This is a genomic window from Nocardia sp. NPDC005366 (genome assembly GCF_040606855.1).
Classification (GTDB): Bacteria; Actinomycetota; Actinomycetes; order Mycobacteriales; family Mycobacteriaceae; genus Nocardia.
In genome coordinates, this window is sequence record NZ_JBEXFQ010000018.1 from 78,793 (window position 1) to 94,721 (window position 15,929).

General features: G+C 67.8%; 16 protein-coding genes and 2 pseudogenes. 3 read left to right on the forward strand and 15 right to left on the reverse strand.

Features of this window, described 5'->3' with window-relative positions; genetic code table 11:
- Nucleotides 1-29 precede the first annotated feature (29 nt).
- The 9 genes and pseudogenes from ABZS43_RS21255 to sigE all read right to left on the reverse strand — a co-directional run.
- Nucleotides 30-968, reverse strand: coding sequence for a glucosyl-3-phosphoglycerate synthase (locus tag ABZS43_RS21255; RefSeq protein ID WP_355037646.1), 939 nt, complete (start codon nt 966-968; stop codon nt 30-32).
- The gene (folP, locus tag ABZS43_RS21260) at nt 965-1,849 is read right to left on the reverse strand and encodes a dihydropteroate synthase (protein ID WP_355037647.1); all 885 of its coding nucleotides are present in this window, start codon (nt 1,847-1,849) and stop codon (nt 965-967) included. Before folP ends, ABZS43_RS21255 begins: the two co-directional genes overlap by 4 nt.
- 67 nt (nt 1,850-1,916) lie before the next feature.
- The gene (locus ABZS43_RS21265) at nt 1,917-2,993 is read right to left on the reverse strand and encodes an XdhC family protein (protein WP_355037648.1); all 1,077 of its coding nucleotides are present in this window, start codon (nt 2,991-2,993) and stop codon (nt 1,917-1,919) included.
- A 140-nt stretch (nt 2,994-3,133) separates the two neighbouring features.
- Nucleotides 3,134-3,340 (reverse strand): hypothetical protein, encoded by a 207-nt coding sequence (locus ABZS43_RS21270; protein ID WP_355037649.1) that lies wholly within the window; start codon nt 3,338-3,340, stop codon nt 3,134-3,136.
- Nucleotides 3,341-3,676: 336 nt separating this feature from the next.
- Nucleotides 3,677-4,537 (reverse strand): hypothetical protein, encoded by an 861-nt coding sequence (locus tag ABZS43_RS21275; protein WP_355037650.1) that lies wholly within the window; start codon nt 4,535-4,537, stop codon nt 3,677-3,679.
- 105 nt (nt 4,538-4,642) lie between these two features.
- Nucleotides 4,643-5,059 carry a Sec-independent protein translocase protein TatB gene (tatB, locus tag ABZS43_RS21280; RefSeq protein WP_355037651.1) on the reverse strand — a complete coding sequence of 139 codons (417 nt, stop codon included), beginning with the start codon at nt 5,057-5,059 and terminating at the stop codon, nt 4,643-4,645.
- Between the two features lie 34 nt (nt 5,060-5,093).
- Nucleotides 5,094-6,653 carry a trypsin-like peptidase domain-containing protein gene (locus ABZS43_RS21285; protein ID WP_355037652.1) on the reverse strand — a complete coding sequence of 520 codons (1,560 nt, stop codon included), beginning with the start codon at nt 6,651-6,653 and terminating at the stop codon, nt 5,094-5,096.
- Nucleotides 6,654-6,663: 10 nt separating this feature from the next.
- Entirely contained in the window at nt 6,664-7,047 is a 384-nt protein-coding gene (locus ABZS43_RS21290; RefSeq protein ID WP_355037653.1) for a hypothetical protein, read from the reverse strand.
- 62 nt (nt 7,048-7,109) lie between these two features.
- Nucleotides 7,110-7,688, reverse strand: a pseudogene (gene sigE, locus ABZS43_RS21295) (RNA polymerase sigma factor SigE); the annotation flags it as partial.
- Between the two features lie 489 nt (nt 7,689-8,177).
- Here sigE and ABZS43_RS21300 point away from each other — a divergent pair.
- Entirely contained in the window at nt 8,178-8,810 is a 633-nt protein-coding gene (locus ABZS43_RS21300) for an O-methyltransferase (RefSeq protein ID WP_355037654.1), read from the forward strand.
- Nucleotides 8,811-9,419: 609 nt separating this feature from the next.
- The gene (locus tag ABZS43_RS21305; protein ID WP_355037655.1) at nt 9,420-9,611 is read left to right on the forward strand and encodes a hypothetical protein; all 192 of its coding nucleotides are present in this window, start codon (nt 9,420-9,422) and stop codon (nt 9,609-9,611) included.
- Nucleotides 9,612-9,627: 16 nt separating this feature from the next.
- On the opposite strand, the gene glgC is transcribed toward ABZS43_RS21305, so the two are convergent.
- Nucleotides 9,628-10,842, reverse strand: coding sequence for a glucose-1-phosphate adenylyltransferase (gene glgC, locus ABZS43_RS21310; protein ID WP_355037656.1), 1,215 nt, complete (start codon nt 10,840-10,842; stop codon nt 9,628-9,630).
- A gap of 206 nt (nt 10,843-11,048) precedes the next feature.
- On the opposite strand from glgC, the gene glgA reads away from it, so the two are divergent.
- Nucleotides 11,049-12,206: a glycogen synthase gene (gene glgA, locus ABZS43_RS21315; protein WP_355037718.1), complete on the forward strand. Its 1,158-nt coding sequence runs from the start codon at nt 11,049-11,051 to the stop codon at nt 12,204-12,206.
- 7 nt (nt 12,207-12,213) lie between these two features.
- On the opposite strand, the gene ABZS43_RS21320 is transcribed toward glgA, so the two are convergent.
- The 5 genes and pseudogenes from ABZS43_RS21320 to ABZS43_RS21340 form a co-directional block, all read right to left on the reverse strand.
- A complete protein-coding gene (locus tag ABZS43_RS21320; protein WP_355037657.1) occupies nt 12,214-13,056 on the reverse strand; it encodes a putative RNA methyltransferase in 843 nt (280 codons plus the stop codon).
- An 80-nt stretch (nt 13,057-13,136) separates the two neighbouring features.
- Nucleotides 13,137-13,304: a DUF3117 domain-containing protein gene (locus ABZS43_RS21325; RefSeq protein WP_011211259.1), complete on the reverse strand. Its 168-nt coding sequence runs from the start codon at nt 13,302-13,304 to the stop codon at nt 13,137-13,139.
- A 180-nt stretch (nt 13,305-13,484) separates the two neighbouring features.
- Complete coding sequence (locus tag ABZS43_RS21330; protein ID WP_355037719.1) at nt 13,485-14,030, reverse strand: DNA-3-methyladenine glycosylase I; 546 nt, start codon at nt 14,028-14,030, stop codon at nt 13,485-13,487.
- Between the two features lie 410 nt (nt 14,031-14,440).
- Nucleotides 14,441-14,707: pseudogene (locus ABZS43_RS21335) on the reverse strand (DivIVA domain-containing protein); the annotation flags it as partial.
- Between the two features lie 68 nt (nt 14,708-14,775).
- Complete coding sequence (locus tag ABZS43_RS21340) at nt 14,776-15,912, reverse strand: Mrp/NBP35 family ATP-binding protein (protein WP_355037658.1); 1,137 nt, start codon at nt 15,910-15,912, stop codon at nt 14,776-14,778.
- Nucleotides 15,913-15,929 lie beyond the last annotated feature (17 nt).

A 15,929-nucleotide genomic window follows, 5' to 3' on the forward strand; every position in this document is an offset into this window, starting at 1 on the left:
GCGGTGCCGGGTGCGGGCCACCGACGGGTTCAGGCGGCGACGCGCGAGGGGCGCAGGGTGTTCATCGGCGGCCGGTCGGCCAGCGACACCTCGGTGTGGTGCGCGGTGAATTCGTCACCGATCAGTGGGAACTGGGTGAGGGCCGCCCCGGAGTCGTGCACCCCGCTGCGCCTGAGGACGGTGCCGAGGATCTGGCGGCTCATCACGCCGAGATCGGCCAGCGGTCGATTCCTGTGCGTTCGCACGCCCAGATTGACCTGACCGATGGCATCGAGACCGAGCCGATCGTAGGTATCGAGGAGCAGCCCGATCTCCACGCCGTATCCGGGTGCGAAGGGGACCGAGGTCAGCAGTTCCCTGCTGCCCGCGTATTCGCCGCCGAGCGGTTGCAGCACCTGGGAGAGTTCCGGGCGCAGCGCCGCGAGCAGCGGACGTGCCACGAGTTCGGTGACGCGACCGCCGCCGTGCGCGTCGACCGAGCCGCCCTGGCGCAACGGACGACGGTAGTAGGCCTTGACCAGGTGCATGTCCTGGACCGTCAGCAGTGGGCCGAGCAATTTCGGCACGAAGGCCGGATCCGGGTCGATGAGATCGGAGTCGATGAAGGCGATCAGATCACCGGTGGTCACGGCCAGCGAGCGCCACAGCACCTCGCCTTTGCCCGGTACCGGATCGAGTTCGGGAACCGCCTGCTCGCGGCTGATGACCTCCGCGCCGGCGGCCTCCGCTCGTTCGGCGGTCGCGTCGGTGGAGCCGGAGTCGAGGACGACCAGTTCGTCGACGAGGGTGCCGAGCAGCGGACGGATACTGGCGACCACGTCGGCGACGGTCCGCTCCTCGTTCAGCGCGGGCAGCACCACCGAGACGGTGCGCCCGTTCTTGGCCTCGACGAGTTCGTCGACGGGCCACTCGGGGTTGTCGAAGGTATTCGTCGTCGCCCAGGCGGGCTCGCGGTGTTGGAATTTCATACCAGACCTCGCAGGGTTCGTGCGGGGGGCCGGATGCCCTGGATCGCGGCGATCATGTCCACCACCCGCCGGGTCGCGGCGACTTCGTGAACACGGAAGATTCGGGCGCCGGCCGCAGCAGACCATGCCGTTGCCGCCAATGTGCCCTCCAACCGTTCGGATAGATCGACACCTAAAGTCTCCCCGATGAAATCCTTGTTACTCAGTGCCATCAAGACTGGCCATCCGGTTTTTACAAGAACGTCGACTTCTCGCAACAGTGCGAGCCCGTGATAGGTGTTCTTGCCGAAATCATGGGTCGGATCGATCACGATCGAGTCCGCGCGCACCCCCGCCGCGAGCGCGTTCTGCGCGGCCCGCACCACGGTGTCGGTCACTTCCGCCACCACATCGGTGTAGCGGACCCGGTGCGGCCTCGTTCGCGGCACCGCCCCTCCGGTGTGACTGCATACGATGCCGACGCCGCGCTCCGCCGCGACACCGACCAGATCGGGATCGGCGCCCGCCCAGGTGTCGTTGATGAGATCGGCGCCCGCCTCCACCGACGCCAGCGCCACCTCGGCGCGCCAGGTGTCGACACTGATCAGGAGTTCGGGATATTTTCCCCGGATGGCGGCCACGAAGGGCACCACCCGGCGGGTTTCCTCGACCGCGTCGACCAGGTTGCCCGGACCGGCTTTCACCCCGCCGATGTCGACCACATCCGCGCCCTCGTCCACCGCGCGCGCGACCGCGTCCATGGCGGCGGAATCGCCGAAGGTGGCGCCCTTGTCATAGAACGAATCGGGAGTCCGGTTGACGATCGCCATGACCAGAGCCCGATCCGTCGCCACTGCCTTGCCGCACAGAGTCGGTGACGGCAAGGCGGTGGAGCTGAACATGCCAACGACTGTACCGACAGGTATTGCGGTCGCGTTCGGTACGGCCATCGGAACGCGGACCCGCCGCTCAGCGATGGATCGGCCCGTCGAGCCGATCGAGCGGAAGGGCGGATGCGCCACCGCGCACGGCGAGAATGTGCGCGGCGATGGAAATCGCGGTCTCGTCGGGGGTGTGGGCGTTGAGATCGAGGCCGAGCGGGCTGCGGAGGCGGTCCAGCCCGGCCTCTGTGACACCGGCCGCGCGCAACCGCTCGAGGCGTTCGGCGTGGGTGCGGCGGGAACCGAGAGCGCCGACGAAGGCCAGATCTTCGATGCCGAGCGCGAGCGCGAGCAACGGCACGTCGAATTTGGCGTCGTGGGTCAGTACGCAGACCACCGTGCGATGGTCGAGGCGGCCCGCGCCGTATTCGGAATCCAGGTAGCGATGCGGCCACGCGACGACCACCTCGTGCGCGGCGGGAAAGCGGTCCGGGGTCGCGAAGGTCTCGCGGGCGTCGACCACGGTGACCCGGTAGCCGAGTTGGCGGCCGGTGCGGCTGAGCGCACGGACGAAATCGTTCGCGCCCGCCAGAATCATCCGCGGTGCGGTGGCGAAGACCTGGACGAAAGTCCGCGGGCGGGTGGAGGATTCGGTACCGCGTTCCTCCGGACCGACGATTCCGCTGCGTCCGGCGGCGAGCAACGCGCGGGCATCGCGATCGACGCCGCGCCACGGCTCGCAATCGCCGGGGCGCAACACCTTCCATGCGGTGCTGGCCTCGAGTGTGGTGGCGAGTGCGGCAGGCTCGCCCGCCGCGAGCGCTCGGCGTAATTCGGTCAGCGCGGGCAGTCGGGTGGCATCAACCAGCTCGACGAAGATCTCCAATTCGCCGCCGCAGGTCAGGCCGATCTCGATGCCATCGGAGGCGGCGTATCCGAAACGGTCCGACGCGGCATGCCCGCTCGCCAGTACCGTGCGCGCCGAATCGAGTACCGCCGCCTCGACGCAGCCGCCCGACAGGGAGCCGACCACCGCGCCGGATTCGGTCACGATCATCGCGGCCCCCGGCTGCCGTGGGCCCGCTCCGGTCGTATCGATGACCCGCGCCAACGCGACCGGTCCTGCGGGGACCAGATCGATGAGCTGCTCGAGTATGGTGCGCACGGTCCCGGTCCTCTCCTCGGCGTCGCCCCGGATTCGACGCTCGCCGATACTTCCGAGCGTAGCCACCGAAGCGTTGTCAGGCGTGCGGGAATCCGTGCGTCGCGGGGGAGCGTGCGGTCAGGTGCGCACGTCGGGACGAATCACGAGTCCGCGTGTCGCCGGACGACCACCGATACGGTCCGGCGGGGGTCGTCGGCGGCGAGGGGGCGCTCCCCGGCGAGTCTGGCTTGAATTTCGGCCACCGTCAGGTGGTCGCGCGTGGAAACCGATCCGCGTAGTACGACGGCGAGGATGCCGAGCATGCCCGCGACGACGAGGACCACACCGATGACGACGACGAGGTTCACAACTGCCTCCCGTGGTGGGCGCCCGCCAGTGTCGTTCGAATCGCCTGTCATACGACCCGGCTCGGCTCGGTTTCGGACGTCGAACCCACGGAACGTGCACCCGCTTACATAGCGGTTATTTACCAGCAATCTATACGTAGATGGCGTGCTGGGGCCCGCGAGGGTCGGGTGAGCTGTGCCACATGGCGCGAATTGGGTGGGCGAGCGCTTCTGGTAGGCGATGAATCGCGGGGGATGGCTATTCTCCCGCAGCCGAGGCGCGGGAGAGTTGTGGCGTTGCGGCACGGCGGGATTCGGCGCGACGGACCCGCGTCGGCACGGGCGGGCGTGGCGGATTCAGCGACGTGCGCGGTTGACCGGCGATCTCGAATCGGGGGATTCGTGGCGGTAGACCGGCGTGAGCAGATCGGCCTCGACCGGCTCGCCGGTCGAGCGGTCGTAGCGGACCGCGATGAGGACCGAGAACAGATTGTTGGCCGCACGTTCGTGCAATGTGGCCAGGCGCGTGGCGAGCAGGCGGATCGCGCCGAGGGAACCGGGCGGATGCAGCCCGTCGATGAGCAGGCAGGTGCCGCGACCGTCGGGCCGGGGCAGCCGGGCCAGATAGGCGATATCGTGCGGCTCCGGGCCGCCCGGCCGGTACACGCGACGCGCGGCCCTGTCCTCGATACCGCGTCGCGCGTCGCCCGCCCTGGTCACGGCGCGGCGCAGCCGGGGGTCGGCGGCGATGAGTTGGCGCAGGCTCGGCGACAGTTCCGGTCCGCCGATGGCGATGAGTCCGTCCCGATTCAGGTCGATCGGGCGTCCGGGTAGGAAGGTTTCGACCGTCGCGGTGAATCCGAGTTCGCGGAGTAGTTCCGCCAGCCGGGTGCCCGCGTTGGGGTCGGGCGCGCCGAGCACCCGACCCGAACGGATCTCGGGGACGAGTACGGTGAGCGCGCCGTGCCCGAAGAACAATCCCTCGGGGGCCGGGCCCTGGGTGCTCACCTGATGGATGCGCGCGCGGGAAAGTCCCGCCGCCGCACCGATTCTGGCGAAGGTCCAGCCCTCGGCATGTAGTTCACGGATGACCGCCCTGCGGATCCGCGTTAGTTCATTGATGGTCTGCTGCGCCGCCGCCACCCCGTCGGTGGCCGCTTTCAGTCTCTCGACCTTGTCCTCGATCGCAAAGACACGCGCCACGTCATCGGCCGACATGTGCGAAGTCTAGACAGGTGAACACTCTCATGTGTCTAGACCGCTTGACTCGATGAACTTTACGACAGCCCAGTCTGTTTCGCCTGTCGGACCCGTTTCTACAGGTCAGGTGGCATCGTCGTCGATCGGCGGACGCTCGTTGCGCGCCAACGGCTTGTCGAGCTTCGGCATCGGATGATCCGGCATGCCGCTCGCCGCGCCGAACAGATCCTCCTTGCGCGGCACCGCCTTGTCGAGTTCGCGGAAGACCGAATCATCGCCGTTCAGCAAATGTTTGGTCACCACCGCGCGCGGGGTCATCCCGCGCAACTCGTTCAGATCGGCCAGTGGTTTGCGCAGTTCGTCGAATTCGGGACCGAGTTCCTGCTTCAGCTGCGCGGTCGCTCCACTCGCGTAGTCGCGCACCTGGCGCAGGCTGCGCGTGGTCCAGCGAACCGCGCCGGGCAGTCGCTCCGGGCCGAGGATCACTAGGGCCGCGACGAGCAAGATGAGCATCTCGCTCCAGCCGATGTTGCTGAACACGAATCCAGGCTACCTGGGTGGCCGTCGTCGCATATCAGTCGGATTCCAGCGTGACCGGCACGTCGACCTGCCTGCCATCTCGGATCAACTGCACGTTCACCTTCTCACCGATCTTGCGGGCCTGCACCGCGACGGTCAATTCCTCCGGCCCGGTCACCTCGCGATCGCCGACCTTGACGATCACGTCGCCCTCGACGATTCCGGCCTTGGCCGCGGGGCCGTTCGGCGACACGTCGGCGACCGCCGCGCCGCTCATGACATCGTTGGCGACGGTTTTGGTGCGGGCGCTGACACCGATGACGGGGTGGTGCATCTGGCCGTCGCGGATCAGGGTCTGCGCGACATCGGTCATCACATCCACCGGAATGGCGAAGCCGAGGCCCACCGAACCGCCCGTCTCACTGCGGATCGCGGAATTGATGCCGATGACCCGGCCCTCCATGTCCACCAGCGCGCCACCGGAGTTACCCGGGTTGATCGAGGCGTCGGTCTGCACCGCGTCGATCACCGCGTTGGTATCGCTGCCCTCGCCCTGCAATTTCACCGGGCGGTGCAGCGCGCTGACGATGCCGGAGGTGACGGTTTTGCTCAGTCCGAGCGGCGAACCGATGGCGAGCACGTCGTCACCGACCTGCACGTCGGTGGATTTGCCCAGTTCGGCCACCGTGAGGTTCTTCACATCGACCTTGAGTACGGCCAGGTCGGTCTTCGGATCACGTCCGACGATATTCGCGGGCACTCGGGAACCGTCGGAGAAGGTCACCTGGATCGCGGCCTTGTTGCTTTTGTCCTGGGCGGCCATCGAGATCACGTGATTGTTGGTGACCACGTACCCCGCGCCGTCGATCACGACGCCGGAGCCGGTCGCGCCGCTCTCGCCGACCGTCACGCGAATCGAGACGACCGATGGCAGAACGGCATTGGCCACCTGGGAGATCAGGCCGTGCGGGCGGTCGGTGTCGCTGCTCTGCTCCAGGGTCACCTTGCGGGAGGTGAGGGTGGTCGTCGCTTCGGCGGTGAGCCTGCCGACCAGACCGCCGATCAGTCCGATGGCGAGCGCGACGACGGCGAGCAGGGCCAGCGCCTTGGGCGCCACCCGGGAACCGAACAGCACGTCGCGGGCGGTGAGTTTGCGCGAGGGCGGCAGCGGCTGGGACCGCGGGGTCGGGACCGCGGGCGCGCCGAGCCTGGCCGAGGCCGCCGGGTCGCGCCACGGATCGGCCGGGCCCGCGACCGCGGCGGCGTCGTCGTCGGCATCGGGATCGCGCTGCAACAGTTCGGTGGAACCCTCGGGGCGGCCGAACGCCTCGCTGAGCACCGCGTCGGGCGGGCGATTCAGCAATTCGGGACCGTGCGGCGGCGTGCCGGATTCGGCGGCGGCCGGACGATGTTCGGAGAAGGAACCGACCTGTCCGCTCGGGCGGCGGAAAGCGTGGGCGGTGTGCGAGTCGACGTGCGGCCGATAGACCGGCCGCGGACCGAGCACGGGTGCGTCCGACGGCCTCAGGTTCCCCCTGCTGGCCGCCGAATCAGGGGTGTCGCCCGCCGTGGGCGCGTCAGACACAGGTCCGGTGTTCGGTGATTCGGTGGTCACGCGCCAAACTCTACTTGCGCCACCAGGTAGTCCACCGGGTCGCGGTGAACGAATCGGCCAGGAAACCGAAAACCGCCTCGTTGCGGGCGTTCCCGGCGGGCGGGCGGGCCGTGCCGTTCGCGCTGGGCAGTTCGGCGAGAGGAATGCGCGTCAGGCTGTCGTGCAGCCCGGTGGGAATCGACACCTGACCGGACTGGCGCAGCGCGATTCGCGCCTGCTGCTGCGCGTCCACCTCGGCCGCGCATTCCGGACAGACGGAAAGATGCTGGGCGGCGCGTAGGTATGCGTTCATCCGCAGTTCGCCGTCCACATAGGCCGCGATCGCCTCGCTGGCCAGATGTTCGGTGGGACGGAAACGCGGCGAAGGATCGGACGTGCTGAACTCGCCACTCATTCGGTGCTCACCCTTCCAACCGATATCGACCACCTGCGCGGATGATATCGACTCGTGACCGATCACCCGAGATTCGCGTCAGCGGCGAACCGCTGCTGAGATCCATTATGCGCAAGGTAGTCGCGTATTGCCTGACGCCCTCGGTGGATGCGGCTGCGCACGGTGCCGAGTTTCACCCCGAGCGTCGCGCCGATCTCCTCGTAGGACAGACCCTCGATATCGCAGAGCACGACCGCGGCGCGGAATTCCGGTGCGAGCGAGTCCAGCGCGGACTGCAGATCGGGATCGAGCCTGGCGTCGTGATACGCGTCCTCGGGGGTCGGCCCCTCGGCGGGCACCCGCTCGTAGTCCTCCGGTAGCGCCTCCATCCTGATCCGGTTGCGCCTGCGCACCATGTCGAGGAAGAGGTTGGTGGTGATGCGGTGCAGCCAGCCCTCGAAGGTGCCCGGCTGATAGTTCGACAGGGAGCGGAAAACCCTGATGAAGGTTTCCTGGGTGAGATCCTCGGCGTCCTGCGCGTCGCCGGACAGGCGATAGGCCAGCCGATACACCCGGTCGGCGTGTTCGCGGACCAGTTCGTCCCAGGATGGCATGACGGTCCGGTCGCCGGTGGCGTCGAAGGCCGCGGTTCCGGTCAACTCACCGGGTTCGGGCAGGGCGATCTCGACCGTCTCGTCCGTCCGCTCATTGTCCAACGGCGGCAAGTGCTCGGGCAGGGTGGCGTATTCGCTCGCCGCCGCGGGGCGAGAATCGGGTGTCGAGGTGGCTGCTCGAGTATCCGAGTAGTCCCCAGAGTGCCCCGGCAATGTCGCAAAGGAACCTTTGACCATGTGGATGGGGCTACCTCCTACTCGGGACCGTAAACGTTCGCGACGGTCGTGATGATCCGGAATCCCGGACCTCCACCTAGGGGATACAACCGACTTGCCGTATATCGTTGTTCCCTGGTCCCGTGTAAACGGTCGGATGGTCTTGCGTGTTCCCACTCTTTCGTGTCCCGATATGCCCCGGATATGGAGATCCTGAGGGACACCTGAGAAATTTGTCTTTTCGGAAGAAGTGGCAACTTCGGTCCACGCACTCACGAGCGGCGCAAGGACGCGGGGAGGCGGGCGAGCTAGCCTCATACGGTGGCATCGAACTTGGAGCGAAATCTCTCCTACGTGGAAGAATCCGTCGTGGAGGACGACATCCTGGTGAGCGCGCGCGAACGGGCCACCGAGCTCGGCGCCGCGCCGGTGCCGCCATCGGTCGGGGCGCTGCTCAGTATGTACGCGCAGTTGCTCGGCGCACGCGCGGTCGTCGAGGTCGGCACCGGCGCGGGGATCAGCGGGCTGTGGCTGCTCGACGGCATGCGCGAGGACGGCACCCTCACCACCATCGATTCCGAGCCGGAACACCAGCGTGCGGCCAAGGAAGCCTTCCGCGCCGCCGACATCCCGCCCGCGCGCACCAGGCTGATCAACGGCCGTGCGCTCGATGTCCTGCCGCGGCTCGCCGACGGGGCCTACGACCTGGTCTTCATCGATGCCGCGCCGTTGGAACATCCCCAGTACGTCGGCCAAGCCGTGCGATTACTCCGCGCGGGCGGCGCGATCGTCCTGCACAACGCACTACTCGGTGGTCGCGTTCCCGATTCGTCCCAGCGCGATCCCGCCACCGTCGCCGTGCGTGCCGCCACCCGCGCGATCGCCGAAGATCCCGAACTCACCAGTGTCCTCATTCCCGTCGGCGACGGGTTGCTCTGCGCGTCGCGCGGTTGATGTAGGGAATTCGACGGCGCGCGAATCCATTGCGGCACTTGGCATGTCCGCGCGCGAGCGGGAGACGCCCGAGGCTGCGGTCGGATCGGTGCCGGCACTGCGAGCGCGTCTCGGGTGCGACGGTCGTCACCGCTGCGGGCAAGGCACGACCGGTGGCAGGCGTGGCTTCGGACATGGCTTCCGACATGGCTTCGGAAATCGATGACTGCCCCGCGCGCCGCGAAAATGGCGGCGCGCGGGTGGAATTGCCGAGAGGGCGCGTGAATCCGATAGCGGCGGGTATGCGAGATTCAACCGTAGTTAGAGGTATCCCATGATTTGGCACCGTAGTTCAGAAGTCATCGAAACAGCCCACGTCGGCCATGTGGTCACCGAGCGATCGGCTCCGAGTTGGTTGATGTTGATTCTCGGCGTATTCGGTTTGGTAGTCGCGGCGGCGGTGATTGTGCTTGTCTTGGTCAGCAACGCCGACTTCGACACCGGGCCGCCGAAGGCCCCGCCCGCATCCGGGACGTGTGAGCCGTTCTGTACCGTCCCGCCGCCCGCCCCGAGGTAACCCGCCGCGACGATTCCGGACGTCACGGCCAGGACAGTTCCGAAAGGGACGTGATGTTCCAGAACAACGACGACCGCGGGGTGGATTGGGGCGGCACCGCCGTGGTGCTGGCCCTGCTCCTGGTGGCGGCGGTATTCGTACTGATCCTGGTGAGCACCGCGGACTTCGGGGATCGCGACCGGCCGACGGCTCCGCGCACACCCGGTCCCTGCGAGCCGTTCTGTCCGGCTCCGCCCGCGCCCTGACCCGGACGTGTGCGCGTCAGACCCAGATGCCCTTGCCGACGGTGACGATGCCGCCGTTGCTGATCGCGAACCGTTCCCGATCCCGTTCGATATCGACGCCGATGATCTCGCCTTCGGAGACCACCACGTTCTTGTCGAGAATCGCGCGCCGGACCACCGCACCGCGTCCGATGCGAACGCCGGGCATCAACACGCTGCCCTCGACGGTGGCGCCCTCGTCGATCACCACATTGGAACTGAGCACCGAATTGCGTACGGTCGCCGCCGAGAGAATGCTGCCCGCGCCGATGATGGATTCCTGGGCGAGCCCGCCCTGGGCGAATTTGGCCGGTGGCAGATTCTCGGCGGCGCCACGAATCGGCCAGTGCCGGTTGTACAGGTTGAAAACCGGGTGCACCGACACCAGATCCATATGGGCGTCGTAGAACGCGTCGATGGTTCCCACATCGCGCCAGTACCCGCGATCGCGATCGGTGGCGCCGGGGACCTCGTTGTCGGCGAAGTCGTAGACCCCCGCCTGGCCCGAGGCCACCAGTGACGGAATGATGTCGCCGCCCATGTCGTGGTCGGAATCGGAGTTCTCGGCGTCGGCGCGAATGGAATCCACGAGCACCTTGGTGGTGAAGACGTAGTTGCCCATGGAGGCGAAGGTCATATTCGGGTCGTCCGGGGTGCCCGGCGGATGGGCGGGTTTCTCCAGGAACTGGGTGATCCGCCCCGACTCGTCGGAATCGATGCAGCCGAAGGCGCTGGCCTCGCTGCGCGGCACCCGGATACCGGCCACCGTCACCCCCGCACCGGTTTCGATGTGGTGCGAGAGCATCTGCTCCGGATCCATCCGGTACACGTGATCGGCGCCGAAGACGACGATATAGGCCGGATCCTCGTCGTAGATCAGGTTCAGCGACTGCATGATCGCGTCGGCGCTTCCGGTGTACCACCGCGGGCCGAGGCGCTGCTGGGCCGGAACCGGGGTGATGTACTCACCCGCGAAACCGGACAGTCGCCATGTCTGAGAGATATGTCGGTCCAATGAATGCGATTTGTACTGGGTCAGGACACACAGCCGTAGAAAGCCTGCGTTCACCAAGTTGCTCAAGACGAAGTCGATCAGGCGATACGCACCCCCGAAGGGGACCGCAGGCTTGGCACGATCCGCCGTGAGTGGAAACAGGCGCTTGCCCTCGCCACCGGCGAGCACGATCCCGAGTACGTGCGGCTGGCTCCTCACAACTGCCAAACTACCGTGAAGTGCGGGTGTGAGTGGCCCCCGCAGACCCGAGCGTCTACTTTGAAGCCGTGAGATTCGGCACGGACGGCGGACGCTCGGCGGCGGGATCCGGTGAGACCGAGCAGGGGTGCGAGGACGCGGCGGCGACCGGTGACGCACCGCGGGACGGCGACGCCGCCCCGGTGAGCGACCGATTACAGGTCGCGATGCTGACCCGGGAGTACCCGCCGGAGATCTACGGCGGGGCCGGGGTGCACGTGACCCAACTGGTCGACCGGCTCGGTCGATTATGCGACGTCACGGTGCACTGTATGGGCGTGCCCCGTACCGATGCCGTGGTACACCAACCCGATCCGATGCTGTACGCGGCCAACCCCGCGCTGCAGATGATGTCGGCGCAATTGCGTATGGCCGATGCCGCCGGACATGTGGACGTGGTGCATTCACATACCTGGTACACCGGGCTGGCCGGCCACCTCGCGGCCACGCTGTACGGAATCCCCCATGTGCTCACCGCGCATTCGCTCGAACCGCGGCGGCCGTGGAAGGCCGAGCAGCTCGGCGGCGGCTATCGGCTGTCGTCGTGGTCGGAACGTAACGCGGTCGAACACGCCGACGCGGTCATCGCGGTGAGCGAGGGCATGCGCCACGACGTACTCGACGCGTATCCGGCGCTCGACCCGGGGCGGGTCCACGTGGTGCACAACGGGATCGACGCGACGCTGTGGCATCCGGGGCCCGCCGACGCGGGCGCGAGGCCCGTCCTGGCGGAATTGGGGGTGCGCACCGACCTGCCCATCGCGGCCTTCGTCGGACGGATCACCCGGCAGAAGGGGGTCGGGCATCTGCTCGCCGCCGCCCGCGATTTCGATCCGGATATCCAGCTCGTACTCTGCGCGGGAGCGCCGGACACGAAGGAACTCGAGGTCGAGACGGCCGCGGCGGTCGATGAATTGCGGCAGCGTCGCGGCGGTGTCTTCTGGGTGCGCGAAATGCTGCCGACCGAGCAGATCCGGCAGATCCTCGCCGCTGCCACCGTTTTCGTCTGTCCCTCGGTCTACGAGCCGCTCGGCATCGTCAACCTGGAGGCCATGGCCTGTGCCACCGCGGTGGTCGCCTCCGATGTCGGCGGGATTCCCGAGGTGGTCGCCGACGGGGTGACCGGGCGGCTGGTCCACTACGACCCGTTCGCCTCGGCCGACTACGAGCATGCCCTGGCGGAGGCGGTCAACGACGTCGCGGGAGATCCGCGTCTGGCCGCCGACCTCGGCGCGGCCGGACGGGCCAGGGCCATCGCGGAATTCGACTGGGCCGCCATCGCGGCGCGCACGGTCGAGGTGTACGACGAAGTGGGCAAGTTCTGATCCGCCCTCACGCGGGCCGGTAGGCGCAGACCACGACCGAGGCGGTGACCTCGGTCTCGTCGTCGAACGCGGCGATCCTCTCGTGTCCGGTCGCGTCGGTGTGGAAGGCCGATGGTCCCATACCGACGACATGCGCGATATCGGTGCGCGACAGTGTCATCGGATACTCCACGACCACCCGGTCGATAGCGGAGAAAAACCCCCCGAGGGATTCGGCGAGGCGGCGCTCCTTGTCCGGATCCACCGTCACCATATCCAGCGGACCGACGAGTTCGGCCAGATGACGGGGGGTGGGTGTGACGACGACGAACCGGCCGTCGGTGTCGAGCACCCGGGCGACCTCGGCCGGATTGCGCGGGGCGAAGACGGCGAGCACCCGGGACACGCCGTTGTCGCGAATCGGCAGACCTCGCCAGGCATCCGCCAGAATCGAGGCCGCGCGAGGGTGTGCGCGGGCGCAGCGGCGGGCCGCCGGTTTGGCCACGTCGAGTGCGATACCCCGGGCCGATGGCGCCGCGTCCAGCACCTCGGACAGGTAGTAGCCGGTTCCCGCGCCGACCTCGAGTACTGTCGCCGCCGGCTCGTCCGCGGCGGCGACAGCGGTGATCACCGCCCGCGCGATCGGCGCGAAATGCCGGGCACTCTGGAACGCGGCACGGGCGTCGAGCATGGCCGGGGTGTCACCGGTCATCTTGGTCGACGCGCCGGTCAACAGGCTGACGTAGCCCTGTTTGGCGAGGTCGAAACTGTGCCCGCGCTCGCAAAGCAGCGCCCGGTCCGCGGCTTCGAGTCCGAGGCCGCATTCCGGGCACGCCAGCAGCGCGGCCACCTCAGCGAGTGCCGGGTGCATGGGCGGCGTTTTCCGACCCCGTTTCGTGGGGATGATCGGTCGGGCCGCCCTCGGCCCGGCACTCGCGTCGCTGCGGCCCGCTAGCTCGTGACACTCTTCAATTCGTCGCCGAGCGCCGCTGCCTCATCCGGCGTGAGTTCGACGACCAGACGCCCGCCACCCTCGAGTGGAACCCGCATAACGATTCCACGCCCTTCTTTGGTTGCCTCGAGGGGACCGTCCCCGGTGCGGGGCTTCATGGCCGCCATCCTCTGCTCCCTCCAGATCTGCGCGGTTTTCTGCGCACTTTCTTGGAACTCCAGTTGTCACCAACCAGCGAGCTCGCCGGCATTTGGCGAGCTACACCGGTCCCATTCTTCCCTATTGCCGATGTGGACGGATACCTGAGTTCGAAATGTGACCGTGAGGTCGGTGCTCGGCGGGTCGAACTAGACCCAGCAATCGCTCAGATGGTCGTCGACCATTCCGGTGGCCTGCATCAACGCGTACGCTGTCGTCGGTCCGATGAAACGGAATCCGCGCTTCTTCAATTCTTTTGCAAGAGCGATGGATTCGGGACTTGTCGCGGGTACGTCGGCGAGTTCGCGCGGTCGTGGACGCGGTGGCGGCGCGAAGGACCAGATCAGCTCGTCCAGGCCGGTGCCGAGATCGCCGGCAACCCGGGCATTGGCGATGGCCGCCTCGATTTTCGCCCGGTTGCGCACGATGCCGGTATCGGTCAGCAAGCGCGCCACATCATCGTCGCCGAAGGCGGCCACCCGTTCGATGGAGAATCCGGAAAATGCTGTCCGGAAGGCGGGTCGCTTGCGCAGGATGGTGATCCACGCCAGCCCCGACTGGAATGCCTCGAGGCACATTCTCTCGAACATGGCGTCATCGCCGTGCAGTGGACGTCCCCACTCCTGATCGTGGTAATCGCGATACAACTGGGACGCCTCCGACCACGGGCAGCGGAATCGGCCGTCTCCGCTCAGCGGTGGCGTCGTCACGGCGCGTCGGGGGTCGACGGGGCGGATCCCGGCGCGGTGGGGTCGGCCCGCTCGCCGCCGTGGTTCTCCTGACTCGTCCGCGGTGGTGCGGCGGGGCGCGTCGGTTCGGTTCCGACCGCCGGTGTCGTCGGCGGCTTCGGCCACGGCGCGGCCGATCCTGGCCCGGGGGATGACGTGGCGTCTGGAGCGGGGGTGACCATCGGTTGCGGGCCGGTGAGGCCTGCCAGCGGCAGCGAGGACGCTTCGGGGCTCGGCTCGGGCTGTCCGGGCGCGACGCCCCACGGAGCGCGCGGCGCCGGGGGCGTCACCGGCCAGGGAAAGCGCGGCGGCACGGGAGTCGCGGCGGTCCGTTGCGCACCCGCCGCGACTTCGCCCTCGCCGCCGCGCGCATGCGCCAATTCCAATTGCAGCTCCTCGATCCGGGCGGCCAGTCGCGCCAGCGCCCAGTCCACTTCACCCGCCTTGTATCCGCGCACCACCTGCTGGAAACGCAGCGCGCGCACATCAGCGCCGCTGATCCCCTCGGCGGGAAGGACGGTCGCCGTCGTGCCCTCCGGCAGCGGACCCAATTCCTCCCCCCGGCCGAACACCACACTCGCGAGCAGGAAGAGCATCGCGGCCACCAGGCCTACGATCAGCACGTAGAAAAGCAGCGTGAGCATGCCGATGAGCTTATTGGCACCCGCCGACACGTGGCGCATGTCCTCGTGCGGCGGTTACCGCCGGGCTGTTACAGATGGCGCGTGGTGTCGATGCCGAGGGACATACCGGCCAGGCCGCGACGCCGTACGGCCAGCTTGTCGGCGACCTCGAGCAGTGCCTTGGCCGCGGCGCTCTCGGGATCGCGCAGCACGATCGGGGTACCTTCGTCGCCCGATTCGCGCACGGCCTGTTCGATCGGGATCTGACCCAGCAGGGGGACGTTCGCGCCGACGGCCCGGCTCAGGCTGTCCGCGACGGTCTGGCCGCCGCCCGATCCGTACAGATCCATCCGGGTACCGTCGGGCAGATCGAGCCAGGACATGTTCTCGACGACGCCCGCGATGCGCTGACGGGTTTGCAGGGCGATGGAACCGGCCCGCTCGGCTACCTCGGCCGCCGCGAGCTGCGGGGTGGTGACGACCAGGATCTCGGCGTTCGGGATCAGCTGGGCGATGGAGATGGCGACGTCACCGGTGCCGGGGGGCAGGTCGAGCAACAGCACGTCGAGGTCGCCCCAGAACACGTCGGCCAGGAACTGTTGCAGCGCCCGGTGCAGCATCGGGCCGCGCCACACCACGGGGGTGTTGCCCTGGGTGAACATCGCGATCGAGATGACCTTCACCCCGTGCGCGATGGGCGGCATGATCATCCGCTCCACCTGGGTGGGGCGCTGGTCGGTGCCGAGCATGCGCGGCACCGAGTGGCCGTAGATATCGGCGTCGAGGACGCCGACCGACAGTCCGCGCGCGGCCATCGCGGCGGCGAGATTGACCGTGACACTGGACTTTCCGACGCCGCCCTTCCCCGAGGCCACCGCGTACACGCGGGTCAGGGAACCGGGCTGGGCGAAGGGGATCACCGGCTCCGCGGAGTCGCCGCGCAACTGCTTGCGCAGGTTGGTGCGCTGCTCGTCGTCCATCACGTCGAGTTCCACGGTCACCGCGCCGACACCCGCCACATCGGCCACGGCCTTGGTGACTCGTTGGGTGATCTCCGTACGCAGCGGGCAGCCCGCCGTCGTCAGGTAGATCTCGATATGGACATCGCTGTCGGCACCGATCCCGATGCTCTTCACCATGCCCAGTTCGGTGATCGGCTTGCGAATCTCCGGGTCGTCGACCTTTGCGAGGGCGCCCCGCACATCCGCTTCCGTTACCACTGGCATTCCAGGAATTTTAGTCG

Coding starts and splice junctions, on each gene's coding strand:
- ABZS43_RS21340 (WP_355037658.1), bottom strand. CDS start 15,912: ATGCCAGTGGTAACGGAAGCGGATGTGCGGGGCGCCCTCGCAAAGGTC.
- ABZS43_RS21290 (WP_355037653.1), bottom strand. CDS start 7,047: ATGAGTGGCGAGTTCAGCACGTCCGATCCTTCGCCGCGTTTCCGTCCC.
- ABZS43_RS21320 (WP_355037657.1), bottom strand. CDS start 13,056: ATGCACCCGGCACTCGCTGAGGTGGCCGCGCTGCTGGCGTGCCCGGAA.
- ABZS43_RS21305 (WP_355037655.1), top strand. CDS start 9,420: ATGTTCCAGAACAACGACGACCGCGGGGTGGATTGGGGCGGCACCGCC.
- folP (WP_355037647.1), bottom strand. CDS start 1,849: ATGTTCAGCTCCACCGCCTTGCCGTCACCGACTCTGTGCGGCAAGGCA.
- glgA (WP_355037718.1), top strand. CDS start 11,049: ATGCTGACCCGGGAGTACCCGCCGGAGATCTACGGCGGGGCCGGGGTG.
- ABZS43_RS21275 (WP_355037650.1), bottom strand. CDS start 4,537: ATGTCGGCCGATGACGTGGCGCGTGTCTTTGCGATCGAGGACAAGGTC.
- ABZS43_RS21255 (WP_355037646.1), bottom strand. CDS start 968: ATGAAATTCCAACACCGCGAGCCCGCCTGGGCGACGACGAATACCTTC.
- ABZS43_RS21325 (WP_011211259.1), bottom strand. CDS start 13,304: ATGGCGGCCATGAAGCCCCGCACCGGGGACGGTCCCCTCGAGGCAACC.